At 45.0% G+C, this 17,068-nt stretch carries 13 protein-coding genes; 5 read left to right on the forward strand and 8 right to left on the reverse strand.

The window, feature by feature from the left end:
- Positions 1–139 precede the first annotated feature (139 nt).
- Complete coding sequence (locus tag HOP38_RS24840; RefSeq protein ID WP_006070263.1) at positions 140–2,140, forward strand: methyl-accepting chemotaxis protein; 2,001 nt, start codon at positions 140–142, stop codon at positions 2,138–2,140.
- A gap of 432 nt (positions 2,141–2,572) precedes the next feature.
- On the opposite strand, the gene HOP38_RS24845 is transcribed toward HOP38_RS24840, so the two are convergent.
- From HOP38_RS24845 to HOP38_RS24855, 3 genes are all read right to left on the reverse strand, one after another.
- Positions 2,573–4,330, reverse strand: coding sequence for a sodium:solute symporter family transporter (locus tag HOP38_RS24845; RefSeq protein ID WP_198559243.1), 1,758 nt, complete (start codon positions 4,328–4,330; stop codon positions 2,573–2,575).
- A 73-nt stretch (positions 4,331–4,403) separates the two neighbouring features.
- Positions 4,404–6,554, reverse strand: coding sequence for a heparinase II/III domain-containing protein (locus tag HOP38_RS24850; RefSeq protein WP_198559244.1), 2,151 nt, complete (start codon positions 6,552–6,554; stop codon positions 4,404–4,406).
- Entirely contained in the window at positions 6,555–8,693 is a 2,139-nt protein-coding gene (locus HOP38_RS24855) for a heparinase II/III domain-containing protein (RefSeq protein WP_198559245.1), read from the reverse strand.
- Between the two features lie 306 nt (positions 8,694–8,999).
- Here HOP38_RS24855 and HOP38_RS24860 point away from each other — a divergent pair, with 306 nt between their 5' ends.
- The 4 genes from HOP38_RS24860 (at position 9,000) to HOP38_RS24875 (ending at position 13,015) form a co-directional block, all read left to right on the forward strand.
- Complete coding sequence (locus tag HOP38_RS24860; protein ID WP_031496039.1) at positions 9,000–9,335, forward strand: cupin domain-containing protein; 336 nt, start codon at positions 9,000–9,002, stop codon at positions 9,333–9,335.
- Between the two features lie 25 nt (positions 9,336–9,360).
- Positions 9,361–10,290 carry a 2-dehydro-3-deoxygluconokinase gene (gene kdgK, locus HOP38_RS24865; RefSeq protein ID WP_006069862.1) on the forward strand — a complete coding sequence of 310 codons (930 nt, stop codon included), beginning with the start codon at positions 9,361–9,363 and terminating at the stop codon, positions 10,288–10,290.
- 13 nt (positions 10,291–10,303) lie between these two features.
- Positions 10,304–10,927 carry a bifunctional 4-hydroxy-2-oxoglutarate aldolase/2-dehydro-3-deoxy-phosphogluconate aldolase gene (locus HOP38_RS24870; RefSeq protein WP_006069861.1) on the forward strand — a complete coding sequence of 208 codons (624 nt, stop codon included), beginning with the start codon at positions 10,304–10,306 and terminating at the stop codon, positions 10,925–10,927.
- 333 nt (positions 10,928–11,260) lie between these two features.
- Positions 11,261–13,015, forward strand: a complete 1,755-nt coding sequence (locus HOP38_RS24875; RefSeq protein ID WP_006069860.1) for a sodium:solute symporter family transporter — start codon at positions 11,261–11,263, stop codon at positions 13,013–13,015.
- Positions 13,016–13,086: 71 nt separating this feature from the next.
- On the opposite strand, the gene HOP38_RS24880 is transcribed toward HOP38_RS24875, so the two are convergent.
- The 5 genes from HOP38_RS24880 to HOP38_RS24900 all read right to left on the reverse strand — a co-directional run bounded on the left by HOP38_RS24880 (position 13,087) and on the right by HOP38_RS24900 (position 17,055).
- A complete protein-coding gene (locus tag HOP38_RS24880; RefSeq protein WP_198559246.1) occupies positions 13,087–14,034 on the reverse strand; it encodes a DMT family transporter in 948 nt (315 codons plus the stop codon).
- Between the two features lie 196 nt (positions 14,035–14,230).
- On the reverse strand, positions 14,231–14,602 hold the full coding sequence (locus HOP38_RS24885; RefSeq protein WP_006069858.1) for a hypothetical protein: 372 nt from the start codon (positions 14,600–14,602) through the stop codon (positions 14,231–14,233).
- A 213-nt stretch (positions 14,603–14,815) separates the two neighbouring features.
- On the reverse strand, positions 14,816–15,670 hold the full coding sequence (locus tag HOP38_RS24890; RefSeq protein WP_198559247.1) for an alpha/beta hydrolase: 855 nt from the start codon (positions 15,668–15,670) through the stop codon (positions 14,816–14,818).
- 149 nt (positions 15,671–15,819) lie between these two features.
- On the reverse strand, positions 15,820–16,455 hold the full coding sequence (locus HOP38_RS24895) for an RpiB/LacA/LacB family sugar-phosphate isomerase (protein WP_198559248.1): 636 nt from the start codon (positions 16,453–16,455) through the stop codon (positions 15,820–15,822).
- 87 nt (positions 16,456–16,542) lie between these two features.
- The gene (locus HOP38_RS24900; RefSeq protein WP_198559249.1) at positions 16,543–17,055 is read right to left on the reverse strand and encodes a YgjV family protein; all 513 of its coding nucleotides are present in this window, start codon (positions 17,053–17,055) and stop codon (positions 16,543–16,545) included.
- Between the last annotated feature and the right edge of the window lie 13 nt (positions 17,056–17,068).

The raw sequence follows: 17,068 nt of genomic DNA on the forward strand, positions 1-17,068 counted from the left end.
GCCAAAAAATTGACACTCATCAAACCATTGACGCTTCTCGTATCGTATCAAAGTTCTAATACCCTGACGTGTAATACGTGTATTGAACTCTGTAAAATCTTTAGGTTACGCATCCAGTTTTTTATACACGGTTTATACAATGCCTAACCTTCTTAAGTTACTTAATATTAAAAACACCATTCTCTTGGTTTTTCTAATTCCAACAACACTTTTGATGGGACTCATCGCTACCCAGATCTTCAAAGCCCAAGAACGTGCCGACCATGCCCAAGCATCACAAGAAGCGGTCGAGCTGTTCCATCTGTTCGATAACATTGCTCATCAATTTGCTGTTGAACGAGGATTAACGGCAGGTGTGGTAGCATCCAAAGGACAAGGGCCGCAAGTCACAGCACTTAAACAGCAAAGGGTGAAAGCCGATCAGGCGTATCAAAGTCTATTGGCCTTTGCACCACAAGTGTTGGACAAACAACTGATAGACCGTTTAAGCCAGGATGTTCGACAACAGTTGGAACAACGCAATAGCATTCGCCAGCAAGTTGATACTCTGAATATCAAGGATTCACCCTTTGCGTTTTACTCCAATATCAACCGCATGGCGCTTGATAATCTATCGGTAATTTTAACTCAGGTTGACGCACCAAAGCTTGAACAGCAGTTACGTGGTCTACATGCCTTACTAGCTATGAAAGAGGAAGCCGGTAAAGCTCGTGGCGCTCTCAATGGTGCATTTGCCGGACAACGTTCAACACTGGATGCATACGCCAACATCACCAGTTATATCGCAACCGAAGCCTATGCCCTTCGTCAAGCAACACTTCTGTTTTCCGCCGAGCAAGCTCATCAGCTATCCGCAATGACTAACAGTTCAAACTGGCGTGACGTGAATGCCATTCAACAAGATTACCTGTCACAGAAAACAACGCTGGACAACTTGCAAGGACCAAGTGCTTCTCTTTGGTTTGAACTTGCTACTAAGCGTATCGGACAAATTAAGTCTATGGCTGATTCCATTGCCAACGATATGACAGCACTGGCGTTACAAAACCAGCAACAAGCACAGCAGCTAGTCTATGCGTATATCGCTTTAACATTATTTGTGGTGCTACCTCTCTCCATCATCGCATTCATGTCAACCAATCGCCTACATCGCCGTGTTAGTCGTTTTGTCGAACAAATCGATACCATTGCGCGCAGCAAGGATTTGAGCCTAAAACTGCCTTGTGAGCAAAAAGATGAACTTGGCAACATCGCTCACCACTTTAATCAGCTAACGGACAGCTTTGCATCGGCATTACAAACCTCTCTCGATGTCGCACAAAAAACTGAGCAAGAAATGGCAGAAATGAGTAGGTTGGTCGCCTCGACTCAAACCGTGAGTCAGCAAACTCATCTGCGTTGTGACAATATCGCAACGGCTATGACAGAAATGGCCCAAACCAGTCAAGAAATGGCGGGCATTACCGTAGAAGCCCAACAAAGCGCTGATAGCGCTCAGAATGATGCAATGCAGTGTCAAAGCCATGGGGAACATTCACTCTCGACCACGACCAAGTTAATTTCGAGTGTTGACGACACCTACACGTGTCTAGAACAGTTGGAAGTGAAGATGGCGAACGTGTCTGAGATTCTCGACAACATTAATGCCATCTCTGAGCAGACCAATTTGCTGGCGCTGAATGCCGCTATTGAGGCAGCACGAGCGGGTGAGCAAGGGCGTGGGTTTGCCGTGGTAGCAGACGAGGTTCGTTCACTTGCTCAGCGCAGCAAAGAATCAACTGAAGTCATCCGCAACCTTCTGGATGATATCTCTAGTAACGCGAAAACCTCATTTGAGAACATGCAGCAAAGTCGTGATGCCAGTTATTCGGCACAATCTATGGTATCGGAAACCAATGCCATGATCGAAACACTTATTGGCACCACCAAGAAGATCACAGACTACAACAGCAGTATCGCGACAGCGACTGAAGAACAAGCACAAACCACACAATCGGTTGAATCAGATATCGATAACCTGCTCTCTATGGTGGAGGAAACCGATAGTAATATTCAGAAAATGAACAAAGAAATGCACATTGTGAAACAAAGAATGGAAGAGTTAGTGTCGGAAGTTTCTCTATTTAAGCTAAACACCTAATCAAGTATAAAAGCAAAGGCCCTAGTCAATGATGACTAGGGCCTTTTGGATCGTCGTGACAATGCGTATTAGTCTTCAATTTTCGAGCGGTAAACAAAACCGCCGATAAAGACAACCAATACCAATGCTAGCGCTTCTAGAGTAGGGACATCGAACATGTATTTGCCTTATTGATGAGCTTGCCAAAACACTGCTGAAAATCCACAAACAAAAGCTAACGCTAATCCAATGAAAGCAATCGCTTCGTGTTGCTGCTGAAATATTTCCATAATGCCAAAACTGTATGAGGAAAAGGGTCTCAATAGTGAAGCAACTATTTCAGCCCCTCAAGATGATAGATCTTTACCGACACTAGCCACTCCGATAAATAAAATTCACTCAAATTCTATCCTAGAGTGAAAATTCAACTAATGTATTGTTAATACGGTAATTTTAATATGAAGTCGCATCTTCTAACTTGTCGTCATTATGTCTGGTTCGATATAAATGAGTACCAGCCAACACTATAAGAGCACCAATGACAACAAAAATACTGCCATCACGTAACGAGTCAGTCGTCATTGAAATAAGCACCACCAGCAATCCTAGCACTTGACACATTCTTCCTAGATAAGCGCCTTGACGAAAATCTACAGGTGCCTCTTCTTCTTTACTAATCGGCGTGAGTAAATTCTTTTTCAGCGTATTCAACTCACCTAATCTCGCACCAATCGGCTTTTGATAAAAATAACGTGTCATCATGAAGAACCCGCCGGTAATAAAGAGGTGAGCTAACATGGTCGCTGCGACTTGCAGATCCACTGTTTCACGATGGCTAAAGCTTGCTGTATCGAACAGTGGTAACAACCAATCCACTTGGAATATGAACTGCATAAATGCTGACACACAGAGTCCCACAGCAATAGTCGCCCAGCCAGACCAGTCTGGTGTTTTTAACGTCACAAACGCCAACAGCGATGGAATAGAAAGTGGTGTCTGTAGTAGCGCACCAAATAACATCATGATATCGAAGAAACTGTATTCTTTAATCGACGCAAACATCAAGGCAGCAAGAACGCAAAGCACACCATTCACTAATGTGGCTACTTGCCCCACGCGAAGCTGCTCTACTTCGTTAGCTTGAGGTTTAATAATGGATTGATAGACATTACGCACGAAAATACCTGCATTACGGTTCAATGCTGTTGTCATTGGAGAAATCGTCGCAGCAATCATTGCAGCTAATACCAAACCTAACATCCCAGCAGGTAAGAAGTGGTCAATATAGTAAACATATGCAGCGTTATTGGCACTCGTGCCTAACGTTGGATAATACGCCATCAAGTCAACACCCATTGCTGCTGTTGCCCATGGCGGCACGAACCACATAACAGGTCCAACAATGAAAAGAATACCCGTAACCAGAGCCGCTTTTTTCGCTTCTTTCTCATTGGTTGTCACCAAAAAGCGGTAACAGGATAATGCGTTATTGGTGTTCATGGTTTGCTTCATCATCATAACCACGACCCATAACCAGAAGATCTGCCAATAACTGATGTCATGCCCCATATACGTTTCAGTCGGGTATTGATTAATTAGTTCAGATGGACCACCAATTTCAATGAGTGCGTAAACGCCAACCGCCATCGTAATAGCCACCAGCAAAATCAGTTGAATCACATTCGTCGCTGATACCGTCCATGAGCCGCCACTCACCGCAATAAACGTCACCAAGCAACCAACACCAATAATGGTAACCATTAAATCGATATTAAATACCGCAGAAGCAAAGATCCCTAAGCCATTGAGCCATATTGCACCAGATAAAATGGTAAGAGGAAAAGAAATCCAAGTGTAGACCTGCTCTGAACTACGACCAAAACGAACCTTAATCACTTCCATCGCCGTTTCAACGCGTAGCTTTCGATAGCGTTCGGCAAAATACCAAGCCGCTACAAAGAAACCGAGTGCGTTGCCCCAGAAGATAAATAGCACAGTTAGGCCATCCTCATAAGCTTTTGCCGCAGCACCAGTAAATGTCCACGCGGAGAACTGAGTCATAAAGGCCGTCGCGCCAGCCATCCACCACATCATCGCTCCACCACCACGAATAAAGCCAGATGAGTCAGTAGTAAAACGCTTGAAAGCTAACGCAGCGAACAGCACAAAAGCAAAATAGCCAATGACAATCACACCATCAAGAGTGTCCATAGTTCCCCTTTTAAATTGCTAAAATCGTCAACGCAAAAAGCCGGGCAATGCCCGGCTAGAAATAGATATAGACTTAGAGTTGAGCAAACGAGCCAGTAAAACTCACGCTTTCGTCGCCAATCGTCATTTCATGTAATAACTCTTGTTGCCCCGCTTCGCGGTTACTGATGGCAAATCGATATGCATTACCTGTTGTGGTTGTCACTTCAATGACAGTCGCATCGTCATTATCAGCCAGCGTTGTCACCGCTTCGACAAGACCACGGGCTCCCACTGAAGCCTCAAACTCTTCGTTAAAATAACCATGAGTTTCAAGTACAGAAGCAAATACATGATTCTGACCAGATTGACGCAAGATAAGTGCAGGCTCGCTGCGTAGATTGAAGTCTGGATCGTTAGCACCTAGGCGCGCAAAGTACACTTTTGAATCTGCTACTGCACTTGTTATCAAGCTGTAGTAGCTGTTGCCGTGTAACCAAGATACAAGAGAGCTACCTTCAACGTTACCACTAGCTAAGTTCCATAGATGCTGATAACCAAAGTTTTCACCCATTGGGCGCAATGTAGATTCTGTGCTGTATTCAAAGTCGGTACGAATGATTTGACCAGAAAAGTGAACGGGGAGATCGTAAGAGTGCTCTTTGTCCGCTTTGATACGGTAAACGTCAATAACCAATGGTTTCTCGAATTCTTCTATGTCAGCCAGTAGCACTGAACGCTGCATATCCACGCCTTCATAGTACTCGCTGATTTTACCGCTCATACCTTGCAGTTTTGCATCATCAGCTTTAAAGAACTGCTTCGAGCCAAAACGAGACTCCGCGGTTGCCGTGTCGAAGTTGTTTTGCGTTCTTTGATCAACTGTTACTGTGTTATGCGCGACCGTCTGCTTACAGTACGACTTGTTCTCAGGGATATAGCGACCACCAAACTTAGGCTCTACGTTTACCCAACGACCGAAACCATAATCGTGCAGAACTTCTTGTCCACGATTAAATACGCTTAAATGAAGCCCATCGTAATGACCGTGGTCAAGAGCAGAGTGATACTGGTGATCAGAGCCGTGTTGACCAAACCATAGAAGAGCCATCGTATCATCGTCTTGAGCATCGCGATGACGGAGAATAGTAAGTCCACCTTTCTCACCTTTAGGACCGTCAGTGACAAACAAGCTACCCCAGTTAAACGGCTTAATTTCATCCGCAGCATCAACTGCATCAGACAGAGTTTTACCTGCAGATTGAACCCAAACGTCTTGTTGGTGGTTTGCCATGCTAAGCAACGTTTCGCTTTGCTCATAGCGGTGGTAGCACACGCTTGTCGCCATAATAACGCCTTCATCATTAATGCTGATGGTTTTCGACGAATCGTTTAGTGCTGGTAGCGTGCCGTCAGGGAAAGCTGTCGAGAATACCGCGTAAGAAGTCGTCTTGATCACTGAGTCGTTAAACTCATAGATACCGATCTCTGGTTGACGACGCTCAATCGCTTCTGCGAACAGATAGATTGGACGCAGCGAGAAGCGGTGGTAGTAAGGACCTTCCATATAGTAGCCGTCTGGCGAGAACAGTTGGTCTAGCTGAGCTAGGAAACCGCCGCTTACTTTGTCAAGCTTCAGACCGTAAAGCGCTTTATCAACAGACTGTTGATCGTTGATCGCATAGCCACAAATACCCACAGCGGCTACTGCCCACAGACCGTGGTTGTGGACGATGTCGAAGTCGTGACCATAAGTCACAACGAAAAGGTCGATCATCTGTTTGAATAGGTCTGTTTCGATGTGTTGCTTTTGCTCATCCGAAAGCGTGTGGTACACGCAGCTGTATGCGCAAGATGCGTAAAGCATCCACATGTTTTCGTTTAGCGTTTGGTGGAAGATTTTACCCGGTGGGTTAGTATCACGGCTAACGTTGCTTTCCAGTGTTGGATAAACATTCGCGTACGCGGTTAGCATCTCTACGATGTAATCACGGTATTTAGTTTCCTCAGTGATAAGGAACAAACGACCAGCTAAGTCGATATGAATATAGTTTTGCTTATGACGGTTATGCTCGTAACCGCCGCCTTCACCGTGGCCAGGGACTTCAATGCCCACTTCAGCCATGTAGTCATTCACTTGAGCAATATCACGCGCTAGTTTCTTACCTAGCAAGGTTTCCTTACCTAGATCTTTGCGCAGCTCCGCTGCTTCCTCAAAGTTCAATAGTAGTGGTTGATAGCTCATTTATAGTGTCTCCTGCTCAATCGCGAAACAGCCAACCCAAGAGTAGGTTTTACCTGCGATCTCAGCATTGTTGGTTGTATCTTTAGTAACTTGTGGGTTGTTGCTAACCATTAGCGTAAAGCGAGAGGTTTCCGTCTCAATCTCTACCACTGACGCTTGCGCGTTGTGACCAACAACTTGAATATTTTTAACGCTGCCACGGGCACTGACCGATTGCTCAAACTCTTCGTTGAAGTAACCGTGTGTCTCAATTACCGATGCGAATAGAGTGTCTTCACCCTTAGTGCGAAGAATAAAGCTTTGCTCACTACGTAGGTTAAAGCTTGGGTCATTGGCACCCGTGCGAGTGAAGATAACCTCGCCATTGTCATTCGAGCTGGTACCTAGCCAAGTATAGTAGCTGTCTTCTTGTAGCCAGCTGACTAGCGCCGTCTCGTTTGCTTCGCCTTGTGCTACATTCCAAAGGTGGCGATAGCCAAGCTCTTCGCTCAATACGTTGAGCTCTTTATGTGCCTGGTATTCAAAGTTGGTGCGGATCACCTGACCATCAAACTGATACGAATAATCGTACTGGTGCTCACCTTCGCCTGTTAGGCGAAATAGATCGATGAGTAATGGCGCTTCAAGATCGTCATGTTTCAACATGAACACGCTGCGCTGCTGCTGTACACCGTCGTAGTGCTCATTAGCAAAAGCACTCATACCAACGATCTGCTCGTTGTCTGCAGCAAAGAAGTGTGGCAGACCGTGTACGCTGTCAGCACGCTCTACGTCAAAGTAGTTTTGGCACGTTTCGTCAACCGTCACTGCGTTGTGAGCAATCGTCTGACGAGCATAGGTTTTGTTCTCGTCTAGGTAGCGTCCACCAAACTTAGGTTCAACGTTAACCCAACGGCCAAAGCCGTATTCACGAAGCACTTCTTTACCTCGGTTGAAGTAAGAAATACCCAGCGTATCAAAGTTGCCATGTCCCATGCCGTGCTGACCATAGTTCATCACTAGCTGGAATACGTCTTTGTTTTTGTCCTGCACGCGCATAAAGCCTTGCGCACCGCGGTCACCATTTGGTCCTTCGTTGAGCTCAACGCTTGGCCAGAATGGAAGACCCACATCCGTCGCTTTTTCAAACGCTTGTGATAGCTCCAGACCACAGCCGTGCACCCACACAGAGTCTTGGATCTTCGCCATACCGAGTAGGTTATCGTTGATACCATAGTGCTTGGCGTACTGACTTACTGCGACCTGCACACCCGCATCATTGATGCTCATCGTGCGAGATGCATCGTTAAGTGCTGGGAACTGACCATTTGGGTAGGCCGTTGCTAGCATCGCCTCAACCGTGTTACCAATCACACCATCTTTGTAATTGAAGATGTCGAGTTCTGGCATATGACGATGAAGAACCTCAGCAAACACACACAGTGGACGAATCGCATAGCGGTGGTAATAAGGACCTTCAATGTAGTAACCCGACGGAGCAAACAGCTGAGTGATCTGCGCTAGGAAACCACCCGTGCCGTTGTTCTCAAGACCAAATACGGATTTCTCTAGGAACTCACGACGGTTAACCGCTAGGCCACAAATACCAACGGCCGCTACTGCCCAAACACCGTGGTTATGAATACGGTCGAAATCATGGCCGTATTTCACAGTGAACATATCCAGCATTGGGTTAAACAGACGGTCAACCACGTTCTGGCGTTCTTCTTCACTCATGGTTGCGGCAACACATGAGTATGCAAGGCTAGTAAACATTAGCCATACGTGTTCGTTTAGAATTTGGTGGAACAGACGCCCTGTTGGGTTCGTGTTCTTTTGAACATGAAAATCGAAGGTGAGATATAGGTCTGCATACATTGCCAGTAAATCACGCACAAACTTAGCGTAACGATCATCCCCCGTAATGAGGAACATACGACCCGCTATGTTCATGTAAGTATAGTTTTGCTTGTGGCGGTTGTGCTCGTAGCCACCTGCTTCACCGTGACCTGGTACTTCAAGAGGAAGCTTCATGAATGCTTCAACATCTTTGATGGCTTTTGCAATCGCTTTACCCATTAAGGTATCGCGACCGAGCTCTCTTCGTAATTGCTCTATTTCGTCTTCGTTTAACAGTATGGGTTGAACCAATGTGGACATTTTCACCCTCAAAATCTATTGAATCTATAAATCCGACCCATATAAAGTAATACAATATGCATTATTGTCATACAAGAAATCAGACAAAAGTGGACATTAGTCACATTTAACCAAGGATGTGCGATATGAACACTACTATTCACGGGCACAAACTGGTAAATTACACATTATTAAAACGGCGTTTTAATAATAAAACAGATCAAGATCACATTGTAGTAAGCTTATTGTATTACAAATTAATAAATCTGCTTATTATGACGTCAACGAATTTAAGAGTAGACATTAACTTGGTCTAGGAGGCAGTTAGTGCACCGTTTTTTCTCTGCTGATGAACACCCCTGGGAACAGGTGAGTCAAGGCATCAAACGTAAGATTGTCGGCTTTACCGATGATCTGATGGCGATGCATCTTTGTTACGACAAAGGAGCAAGCGGTACGATACATAGGCATGAAATACACGATCAGATTGTTTATGTCGTCAGTGGCCGTTTTGAAGCTATCGTCGATGGGCAAAAGCGTGAGTTAAAGGCGGGTGATGCATTTATGGTGAAAAAGCTTCTTGACCATGGCACCACCGCACTAGAACAAGATAGTGTTCTACTCGATATTTTTTCTCCTTCACGTGAAGACTTTTTAAGTTAATCACTCCAAAGTGGGATCGCACACAATGAACCAATACAAAATCGCCATCATCGGCGAATGCATGGTAGAACTACAGCGCAAAGGTGACCTTTTAAAACAAGCCTTTGGCGGTGATACGCTCAATACTGCACTATATCTATCTCGGCTAACTCATGCTCACGACATTAAAGTAAGTTACATTACAGCACTAGGTAACGATCCGTTCTCGGCTGAGATGATAGAGGGCTGGAATCAAGAAGGTATCGATACAAGCTTAATTCTGCGCCTTAATGACAAAATGCCGGGCCTATACCACATTGAAACCGATGAAACTGGTGAGCGTACCTTCTTTTATTGGCGAAATGATGCAGCGGCCAAATTCGTTTTCGACCAACAAGAATCAGAACAACTCATCGACACCTTATTAGGTTACGATGCGGTTTACTTAAGTGGTATTACCCTTGCGATCCTGACTGATTCAGGACGCGATAAGTTGTTCGGCTTCCTAAAAGCATTTAAAGAAAAAGGCGGGCATGTCTTCTTTGACAACAACTTCCGCCCGAAATTGTGGGCAGATCAGCTCACAGCAATCAATACTTACAAAGCGATGCTTAGCTATACCGATACTGCCTTGTTAACATTTGAAGATGAACAGGCCTTGTTTGGTGACATGTTTGTTGAGCAATGTATTGAACGCACAAGCGAAGCTGGCGTCTCAGAGATTGCTATTAAGCGAGGCGCGAAAGATTGTTTGGTTATTGTGAACGATCAGGCTAATTACGTCGCACCTAAACCAGTTGACAATATTATCGACACCACTGCAGCTGGCGACTCGTTTAGCGCAGGTTACCTAGCGAAACGCCTAACTGGCGGCGATGCTCTAAAGTCAGCCGCAATGGGTCACAAAGTCGCAGGTACGGTTATTCAGCATCGCGGTGCCATTATTCCCAAGAACGCAACACCAACTCTTGATTAGTAGGACAAATAAAATGACGACATTAAACGAACAGCTAGCAAGCTTGAAAGTAATTCCAGTAATTGCCATTAACAAAGTTGAAGACGCTATTCCACTAGGCAAAGCGTTGGTTGACAACGGTATGCCATGCGCTGAGATTACGTTCCGCACTGAGTGTGCAGCTGAAGCTATCGCTGTAATGCGTAAAGAGTTCCCTGAAATGCTTATCGGCGCAGGTACTGTGCTGACTAACGCGCAGGTTGACCAAGCAATTGAAGCGGGTGTTGATTTCATCGTAAGTCCTGGCTTTAACCCACGAACAGTCCAATATTGTTTGGATAAAAACGTACCAATTGTACCGGGCGTAAATAACCCAAGCCTTGTTGAACAAGCAATGGAGATGGGCTTACGTACACTTAAGTTTTTCCCTGCAGAACCTTCAGGTGGCGTAAACATGCTAAAAGCACTTACGGCGGTTTACCCAGTAAAATTCATGCCTACAGGCGGTGTAAGCCTCAAGAACGTCGACGACTATCTGTCTATCAAGTCAGTATTGGCTTGTGGCGGTACATGGATGGTTCCTACCAACCTAATAGACGAAGGTCGCTGGGAAGAACTCGGTCAACTGGTTAAAGATGCAGTTGCGCACGTAAACTAATCCGTATTGACCTTGCAGTTTAATTCGGGAATTAGCGAGCCATTGGCTCGCTTTTTTTGTCCCACAATAAGTGCATATCTGCCCACTTTCACTTGAAGTCTTCACCGTTTGAAAAAGCATAGGCGTAACAACCGCACAATAGGCAAAGCAAATTCAAATATAACTCGTACATAACTCGTTGATTTGTATTAGAGTTAATTTGTGAGGATTTATGTATCGTTTTCCACACAAAATAAAGATGCGTCTCCCATCACACTTTAAGCTTATTGTAATACAAAACTACAAGAAGATTATTTACTATAATCGTCAGTATGAATGATATAAGGCTGAAACATGACTATTGATACTCTTGTAGTACTCGCCTACTTCTTTTTCCTGATCGCTATCGGTTGGATGTTCCGTAAGTTCACCACGTCGACCAGTGATTACTTTAGAGGTGGCGGTAAGATGTTATGGTGGATGGTAGGTGCTACCGCTTTCATGACACAGTTTTCAGCATGGACGTTTACAGGTGCCGCAGGACGCGCGTTCAACGACGGTTTCGTTGTTGTAATCCTATTCTTAGCCAATGCATTTGGCTACTTCATGAACTACCTCTACTTCGCACCAAAATTCCGTCAGTTACGAGTAGTAACGGCAATTGAAGCGATTCGTCAACGCTTCGGTAAAACTTCAGAGCAGTTCTTCACTTGGGCTGGTATGCCAGACAGCTTGATCTCAGCCGGTATTTGGTTGAACGGTCTAGCAATCTTCGTGGCAGCTGTATTCAACATCCCAATGGAAGCAACAATCGTTGTTACTGGTCTAGTACTGATGCTAATGGCAGTAACAGGTGGTTCATGGGCGGTCGTAGCGTCTGACTTCATGCAGATGTTGGTCATCATGGCTGTGACAATCACCTGTGCAGTTGCAGCGTACTTCCACGGTGGTGGTCTAGGAAATATCGTAGATAATTTCCAAGGCGACTTCATGATGGGTAATAACCTGAACTACGTGAGCATCTTTATCCTTTGGGTAGTGTTCATCTTCGTTAAACAGTTCGGTGTTATGAACAACAGCATCAACGCTTACCGTTACCTATGTGCTAAAGACAGTGAGAACGCGCGTAAAGCGGCTGGTCTAGCCTGTATCCTAATGGTCGTTGGCCCACTAATTTGGTTCCTACCACCATGGTACGTAGCAGCATTTATGCCTGACTTTGCTGAGCAATATGGTTCAGTAGGCGGTGACGCGGCATACCTAGCATTTGTGCAGAACGTAATGCCAGCAGGCATGGTGGGTCTACTTATGTCAGCTATGTTCGCGGCGACTATGTCTTCGATGGACTCTGGTCTAAACCGTAATGCTGGTATCTTTGTGATGAACTTCTACAGCCCTATTGTTCGCCCTCACGCGTCTCAAAAAGAGCTAGTTATAGTAAGTAAACTTACCACTATCATGATGGGCTTTATCATCATCGGTATCGGTTTGTTTATTAACTCGTTGCGTCACCTGAGCTTATTCGACATCGTATTGAACGTTGGAGCGCTTATCGGCTTCCCAATGCTTATCCCGGTGCTACTTGGTATGTGGATTCGCAAAACGCCAGATTGGGCTGGTTGGGCAACACTTATCGTCGGTGGTTTCGTTTCTTACATCTTCGGTATCTCACTACAAGCAGAAGACATTGAGCACCTGTTCGGTTTGGAGCAAGCTCTAACAGGTCGTGAGTGGGGAGATCTTAAAGTTGGATTGAGCTTAGCAGCACACGTTGTGTTCACTGGTGGCTTCTTCATCCTAACGACTAAATTCTACCGAGGACTATCGCCTGAGCGTGAGAAAGAAGTAGAACAGTTATTTACCAACTGGAATACCCCGATTGTTGCAGAAGGTGAAGAGCAGCAAAATCTAGATACTAAACAGCGTTCAATGCTAGGTAAACTTATCAGTGTGGCTGGTTTCGGTATCCTTGCTATGGCTCTAATTCCAAATGAACCAACAGGACGCCTATTGTTCCTACTTTGCGGTTCAATGGTACTGACTGTGGGAATCTTATTGGTTAACGCATCTAAATCTGGTTCAACGAAAAAAGCGCAAATTGCCAGCTAATCATTGAACTCAACAGAAAGCCGCGCAGAGTCTTCTCTGGGCGGCTTTTTTTTGCTAAACGTAAGTGAAACTTAGTCCATCATTTCCTTCATACACATCTCACACAACTTTGGTTTCGGCCTTGTTCGCTGATACTTTAACCAAAACTCAGGTTCGGCTTTGGTGACAAAAATCCCGCCAAGCAAAGGTAAAAGTAGACCCACAGATACTAACGAGATCGAGTTCCCAGCAATCCATGTAGAAATACTCAATGCGATAAGCGGAAAGAACAGAAAACAGATCGAAGCAGTAAACGGCGTAGACACCTGGCCTAATTTGAAATACGCCACAATGCCGCCGACACTGGCAAATACCCCTAGGTACAACACCGCTGTCATCGAGTCCAATGTGAACAGGCTTATGTCTGGTTGCTCAATCACCCAAGAAGTGAACAACAAAAACAATGACGCAAGAAAGCTTGGTACCGCATTATAGGTCAGCACTGGCGTGCCTTTGCAAAACCGTTCCACAAACACATACATAACTGCATGAATCGCTACCGCCCCCCCTAGGGCAGCAAAGCCAACCAAGTAGTTTTTGCCTCCCAATTTCATCTCTGTCGCCAGAATCAGAATGAGACTTAACACCGCGACTAACAGTCCTGCGATTTGAACTTTTCGCAGGCGTAAACCAAGAAACAGGCTCGACATAACCATCACCGCAATCGGCATGTTGGCGAAGATAATCGAAGCCAACCCAGAGGAAATATATTGCTCGCCAAATATCATCAACGTAAACGGAATCGCAAAGTAGAAAATTGCGACCACATACATCCACGCTCGCTTTCCTTTAGGAAAGAATAACGGTTGTTTTAGGTATTTCGCCAGCATCACCAATAGAGGCGCAGCGATGAGAAAACGCATGCCCGTTGCGAAAATTGGTGGAATAGTCTCAACGGCCACTTCCATTGCAAACCACGTCGTTCCCCAAATAAGGCACACTGAGACAAACAGTAAAATAGGTAGCTGTTTATGCGACATCACAACCTCCTAATTTACTACAACGAATGAGATAGCACAGAGGCGTGGCATTGAGCTTGCCACAAGCTTTGGATTTAGTTTTCATTTTTTATTCCCATCACAGGATGGTGCAAATAGCTTTATTTGCACACACAACAAGTCCGCGTGAGTAATCACGCAATAAAATTGTTAACAGCGAAGCGCTGTAAGACAGGAACTAGGCGATGGGAGGTCGGTAGAGCGAGTGCATATCTGCGCTCGTATAAAGACTAGCCAGTCTTTGTGTGAGTTCATAACGATACGGAGCAAGGCGAGAATCTTGTGGCGTCTCAACTAAAGCAGAGCCTGATGCGTGACCATGGGAACAACACTGCTTTTCGAAGCAGGTTCCTCCAGGCTCACAACAGCCTGAGTCCTCAGTTTGCAATGTATCGGAGGTGATACCGCAGAACTTCACATGCATGACTTGCGCCATGCTCAGTGTTGATTGCGGTGACGAGACATCTGCACGCACAGCACCACTGGATAATACGAGTATTACCAGGATCGCGAGCAAGCTACAGATTGTAGATACGCTTTTAGCGAGCATCACAACGTCTCATTCAAGTAAGTAGAAAAAACACTTAAAAATTCTGAGTCTGAAGATACCTATCCAAGTTGCAACACACAATAGCCTTTGAGACGACTTTACATTTTTTTACGCGAATTTGGTGACCTGTATTAGCGCAACGATACCTTTGTGTGAATAACGCTACTTTGTAGAAATAACGTTAGGTTAAACCATCGCTCTCGTGGACCATTACTAACAATAATCCAACTTGCGTACCCAATCATCAAAACGTCGTAGCCAATCGTCGGCATCACTTCCTTCTCGGACATAGACGCCAAACCCATGTCCACCTCGCTCAAATAATGTGAGTTCACTAGACACAGATGCTGCTACTAGTGCATTGTGCAGCTTAAGGCTATGTTCGACTACAACAACATCATCGTCTTTAGCGTGCATAATGAGCATCGGGGCAACATCTGGGGAAATACGTTCATCAATAGACAACAAACTTATTTGCTGCTCATCGTTTAAGGCATTAACGACATTCTCATAAGAGCCCAGATGCACGACACCAGAGGTCATTGACACCACAGGATACATTAAACAAGTGAAGTCTGGTCGGTTAGACCGCGTATCGGTACTTAACCATCCTGCTAAATGACCACCTGCGGAAAAGCCCATGATACCTACCTTTGCCATGGGGACTAGCTGGCGAATCAAAGTCAATGCTGCTCTTGCATCGACGATGGGCGCAAGCTTTTCTATGTCAGAGCCATTGTTTTTTATAGGCAGTCGATAATTTAAACAGAACGCATGATAACCCATTTCGCTAAGGCACTTTGCCACCTCTACGCCTTCATTATCAATCGATACAATTTGATAGCCTCCACCAGGAATAATGAGAATGGCGTGACCGTTGCTTCGCTCCGGATGAAATTCAAGTAGTTCAGGGTGGGATATCTCGGAAATGAGCCGATGAGGATAGCGGAGAGGAGTTTGCGAATCGTTTACTTCCATTGGAGAGCGTTCCGAAAAACCATCACCTTGCTCTAGGGAATGGACTGTGACCGCTGGGAATAACTCCGAAAGGGAATAAATAGATTGCATCAAATTACTCGTTATTGTTCTTTAAGTTAAGTACCAAAGTAAAACGCTTCTTACATGTCGACAAGCGTTTATTGTATAAACAATGAGCCGCTTCTCAGTACAAAAAAGCCGACCAAACGTCGGCTTTTAAAACTTCAATGCACAATATATTAGTCGATAAGTGTGCGCACATATTCTGCCAGTTCCGGTTCTTGGCAGTTGGAGAAAAAGCATTCCTGAAACTGAACACTACCGACCGCCGTTTTCACCAACTCTTGGTCAATTGCCTTCAGTGACTCCACAACATCTTTGCAAACTGCAGCTTTTACTTCTGACAAAATCGCAGCGTTTTTTTGTTGAGGTTCGGCACGTTCAATAGGGTAACCTTCGCCGCGATTACCAGTGAAGGCCTTTTCAAAGATATAACGTACATTCAGTTCACCGGCCCAGCCAAAGCCTTTCGCAAACGCCAGTGAAATCGCATTACCGTTGTTAATTTGATTGAAAAGAAATGCATCAGATGGCTCTAGGCAGTAACCACATATCACTCCTGGGTGAAGGTTGCTTGCCATCATCGCGCCCTGGCCTGTGCCACAGCCAGTCACGACAAAGTCCACCGCTTTTGAATTCAGTAGAATGCTCGCCATAATGCCAAGGTGAATATAGGTAAGATGATGGTCATTTTCATCCGTCATACCTACGTTGAATACGTCGTGACCTAAACCGCCCGCTACTGTATCTAATTCAGCCGCTACCATAGCATTTTTCGGCGCTTGGCTGTTTTCCATCATTAGTGCAATTTTCATGTTCTTTCCCCAACGGCCTTATTAGCCGCGAATTTTCCTAAAACTAAATAACTGTGTCGTCGACCAATACATTGACCATGCTGCAGCTCAAACATCATGAGCCGTACGCTGACCATCGCGAGTTAACCTAAAAATAGTCATTAAATTGGTTAATAGAAGCGTAGCTTCGAGCAGGACGCCGCCAATTGAACCCACCATAATGTTGTTTGTTAACCAGCACATTGCGCCTAATAAAAAACCGATTCGCATCGCAATGCCCTGAAGCATAAACAGCGAATACGTACCAATTGCCGCTCCAAATATTGGCCAAAGCTGCGATAAGTCTTCGGCAATCATGCCACCTAAGAGGAGACTTAACGCAATGAAAATCAGAGCGACAATTTTGGAGTTTGTGTAAATGGCAGCTGTTGTTCTGACCGCGGAAAGCGCAGCAGCTAACGCAGAAGTTAACGAACCTAACAATAAAAAGTGGACAAGGTGATTAACGTTCAGTGCCAGCATCAAAATTTTAAGTCGTTTATCGTTTTTTTGGTAAAAGGTAGCAATACCTAAGCCATAACTTACAAACCCTAAAATCTGCCCAGCAATGTACGCGTCCATCACCTAATCGTCT

It is taken from the genome of Vibrio mediterranei, from assembly GCF_013364395.1.
Classification (GTDB): domain Bacteria; phylum Pseudomonadota; class Gammaproteobacteria; order Enterobacterales; family Vibrionaceae; genus Vibrio; species Vibrio mediterranei.

What these genes read in the sequence shown, in the direction of transcription:
- HOP38_RS24855 (WP_198559245.1), bottom strand. Translation starts at nt 8,693, where the DNA reads ATGTCCACATTGGTTCAACCCATACTGTTAAACGAAGACGAAATAGAG.
- HOP38_RS24900 (WP_198559249.1), bottom strand. Translation starts at nt 17,055, where the DNA reads ATGGACGCGTACATTGCTGGGCAGATTTTAGGGTTTGTAAGTTATGGC.
- HOP38_RS24885 (WP_006069858.1), bottom strand. Translation starts at nt 14,602, where the DNA reads ATGCTCGCTAAAAGCGTATCTACAATCTGTAGCTTGCTCGCGATCCTG.
- HOP38_RS24875 (WP_006069860.1), top strand. Translation starts at nt 11,261, where the DNA reads ATGACTATTGATACTCTTGTAGTACTCGCCTACTTCTTTTTCCTGATC.
- HOP38_RS24850 (WP_198559244.1), bottom strand. Translation starts at nt 6,554, where the DNA reads ATGAGCTATCAACCACTACTATTGAACTTTGAGGAAGCAGCGGAGCTG.
- kdgK (WP_006069862.1), top strand. Translation starts at nt 9,361, where the DNA reads ATGAACCAATACAAAATCGCCATCATCGGCGAATGCATGGTAGAACTA.
- HOP38_RS24895 (WP_198559248.1), bottom strand. Translation starts at nt 16,455, where the DNA reads ATGAAAATTGCACTAATGATGGAAAACAGCCAAGCGCCGAAAAATGCT.
- HOP38_RS24845 (WP_198559243.1), bottom strand. Translation starts at nt 4,330, where the DNA reads ATGGACACTCTTGATGGTGTGATTGTCATTGGCTATTTTGCTTTTGTG.
- HOP38_RS24890 (WP_198559247.1), bottom strand. Translation starts at nt 15,670, where the DNA reads ATGCAATCTATTTATTCCCTTTCGGAGTTATTCCCAGCGGTCACAGTC.
- HOP38_RS24880 (WP_198559246.1), bottom strand. Translation starts at nt 14,034, where the DNA reads ATGTCGCATAAACAGCTACCTATTTTACTGTTTGTCTCAGTGTGCCTT.
- HOP38_RS24870 (WP_006069861.1), top strand. Translation starts at nt 10,304, where the DNA reads ATGACGACATTAAACGAACAGCTAGCAAGCTTGAAAGTAATTCCAGTA.
- HOP38_RS24840 (WP_006070263.1), top strand. Translation starts at nt 140, where the DNA reads ATGCCTAACCTTCTTAAGTTACTTAATATTAAAAACACCATTCTCTTG.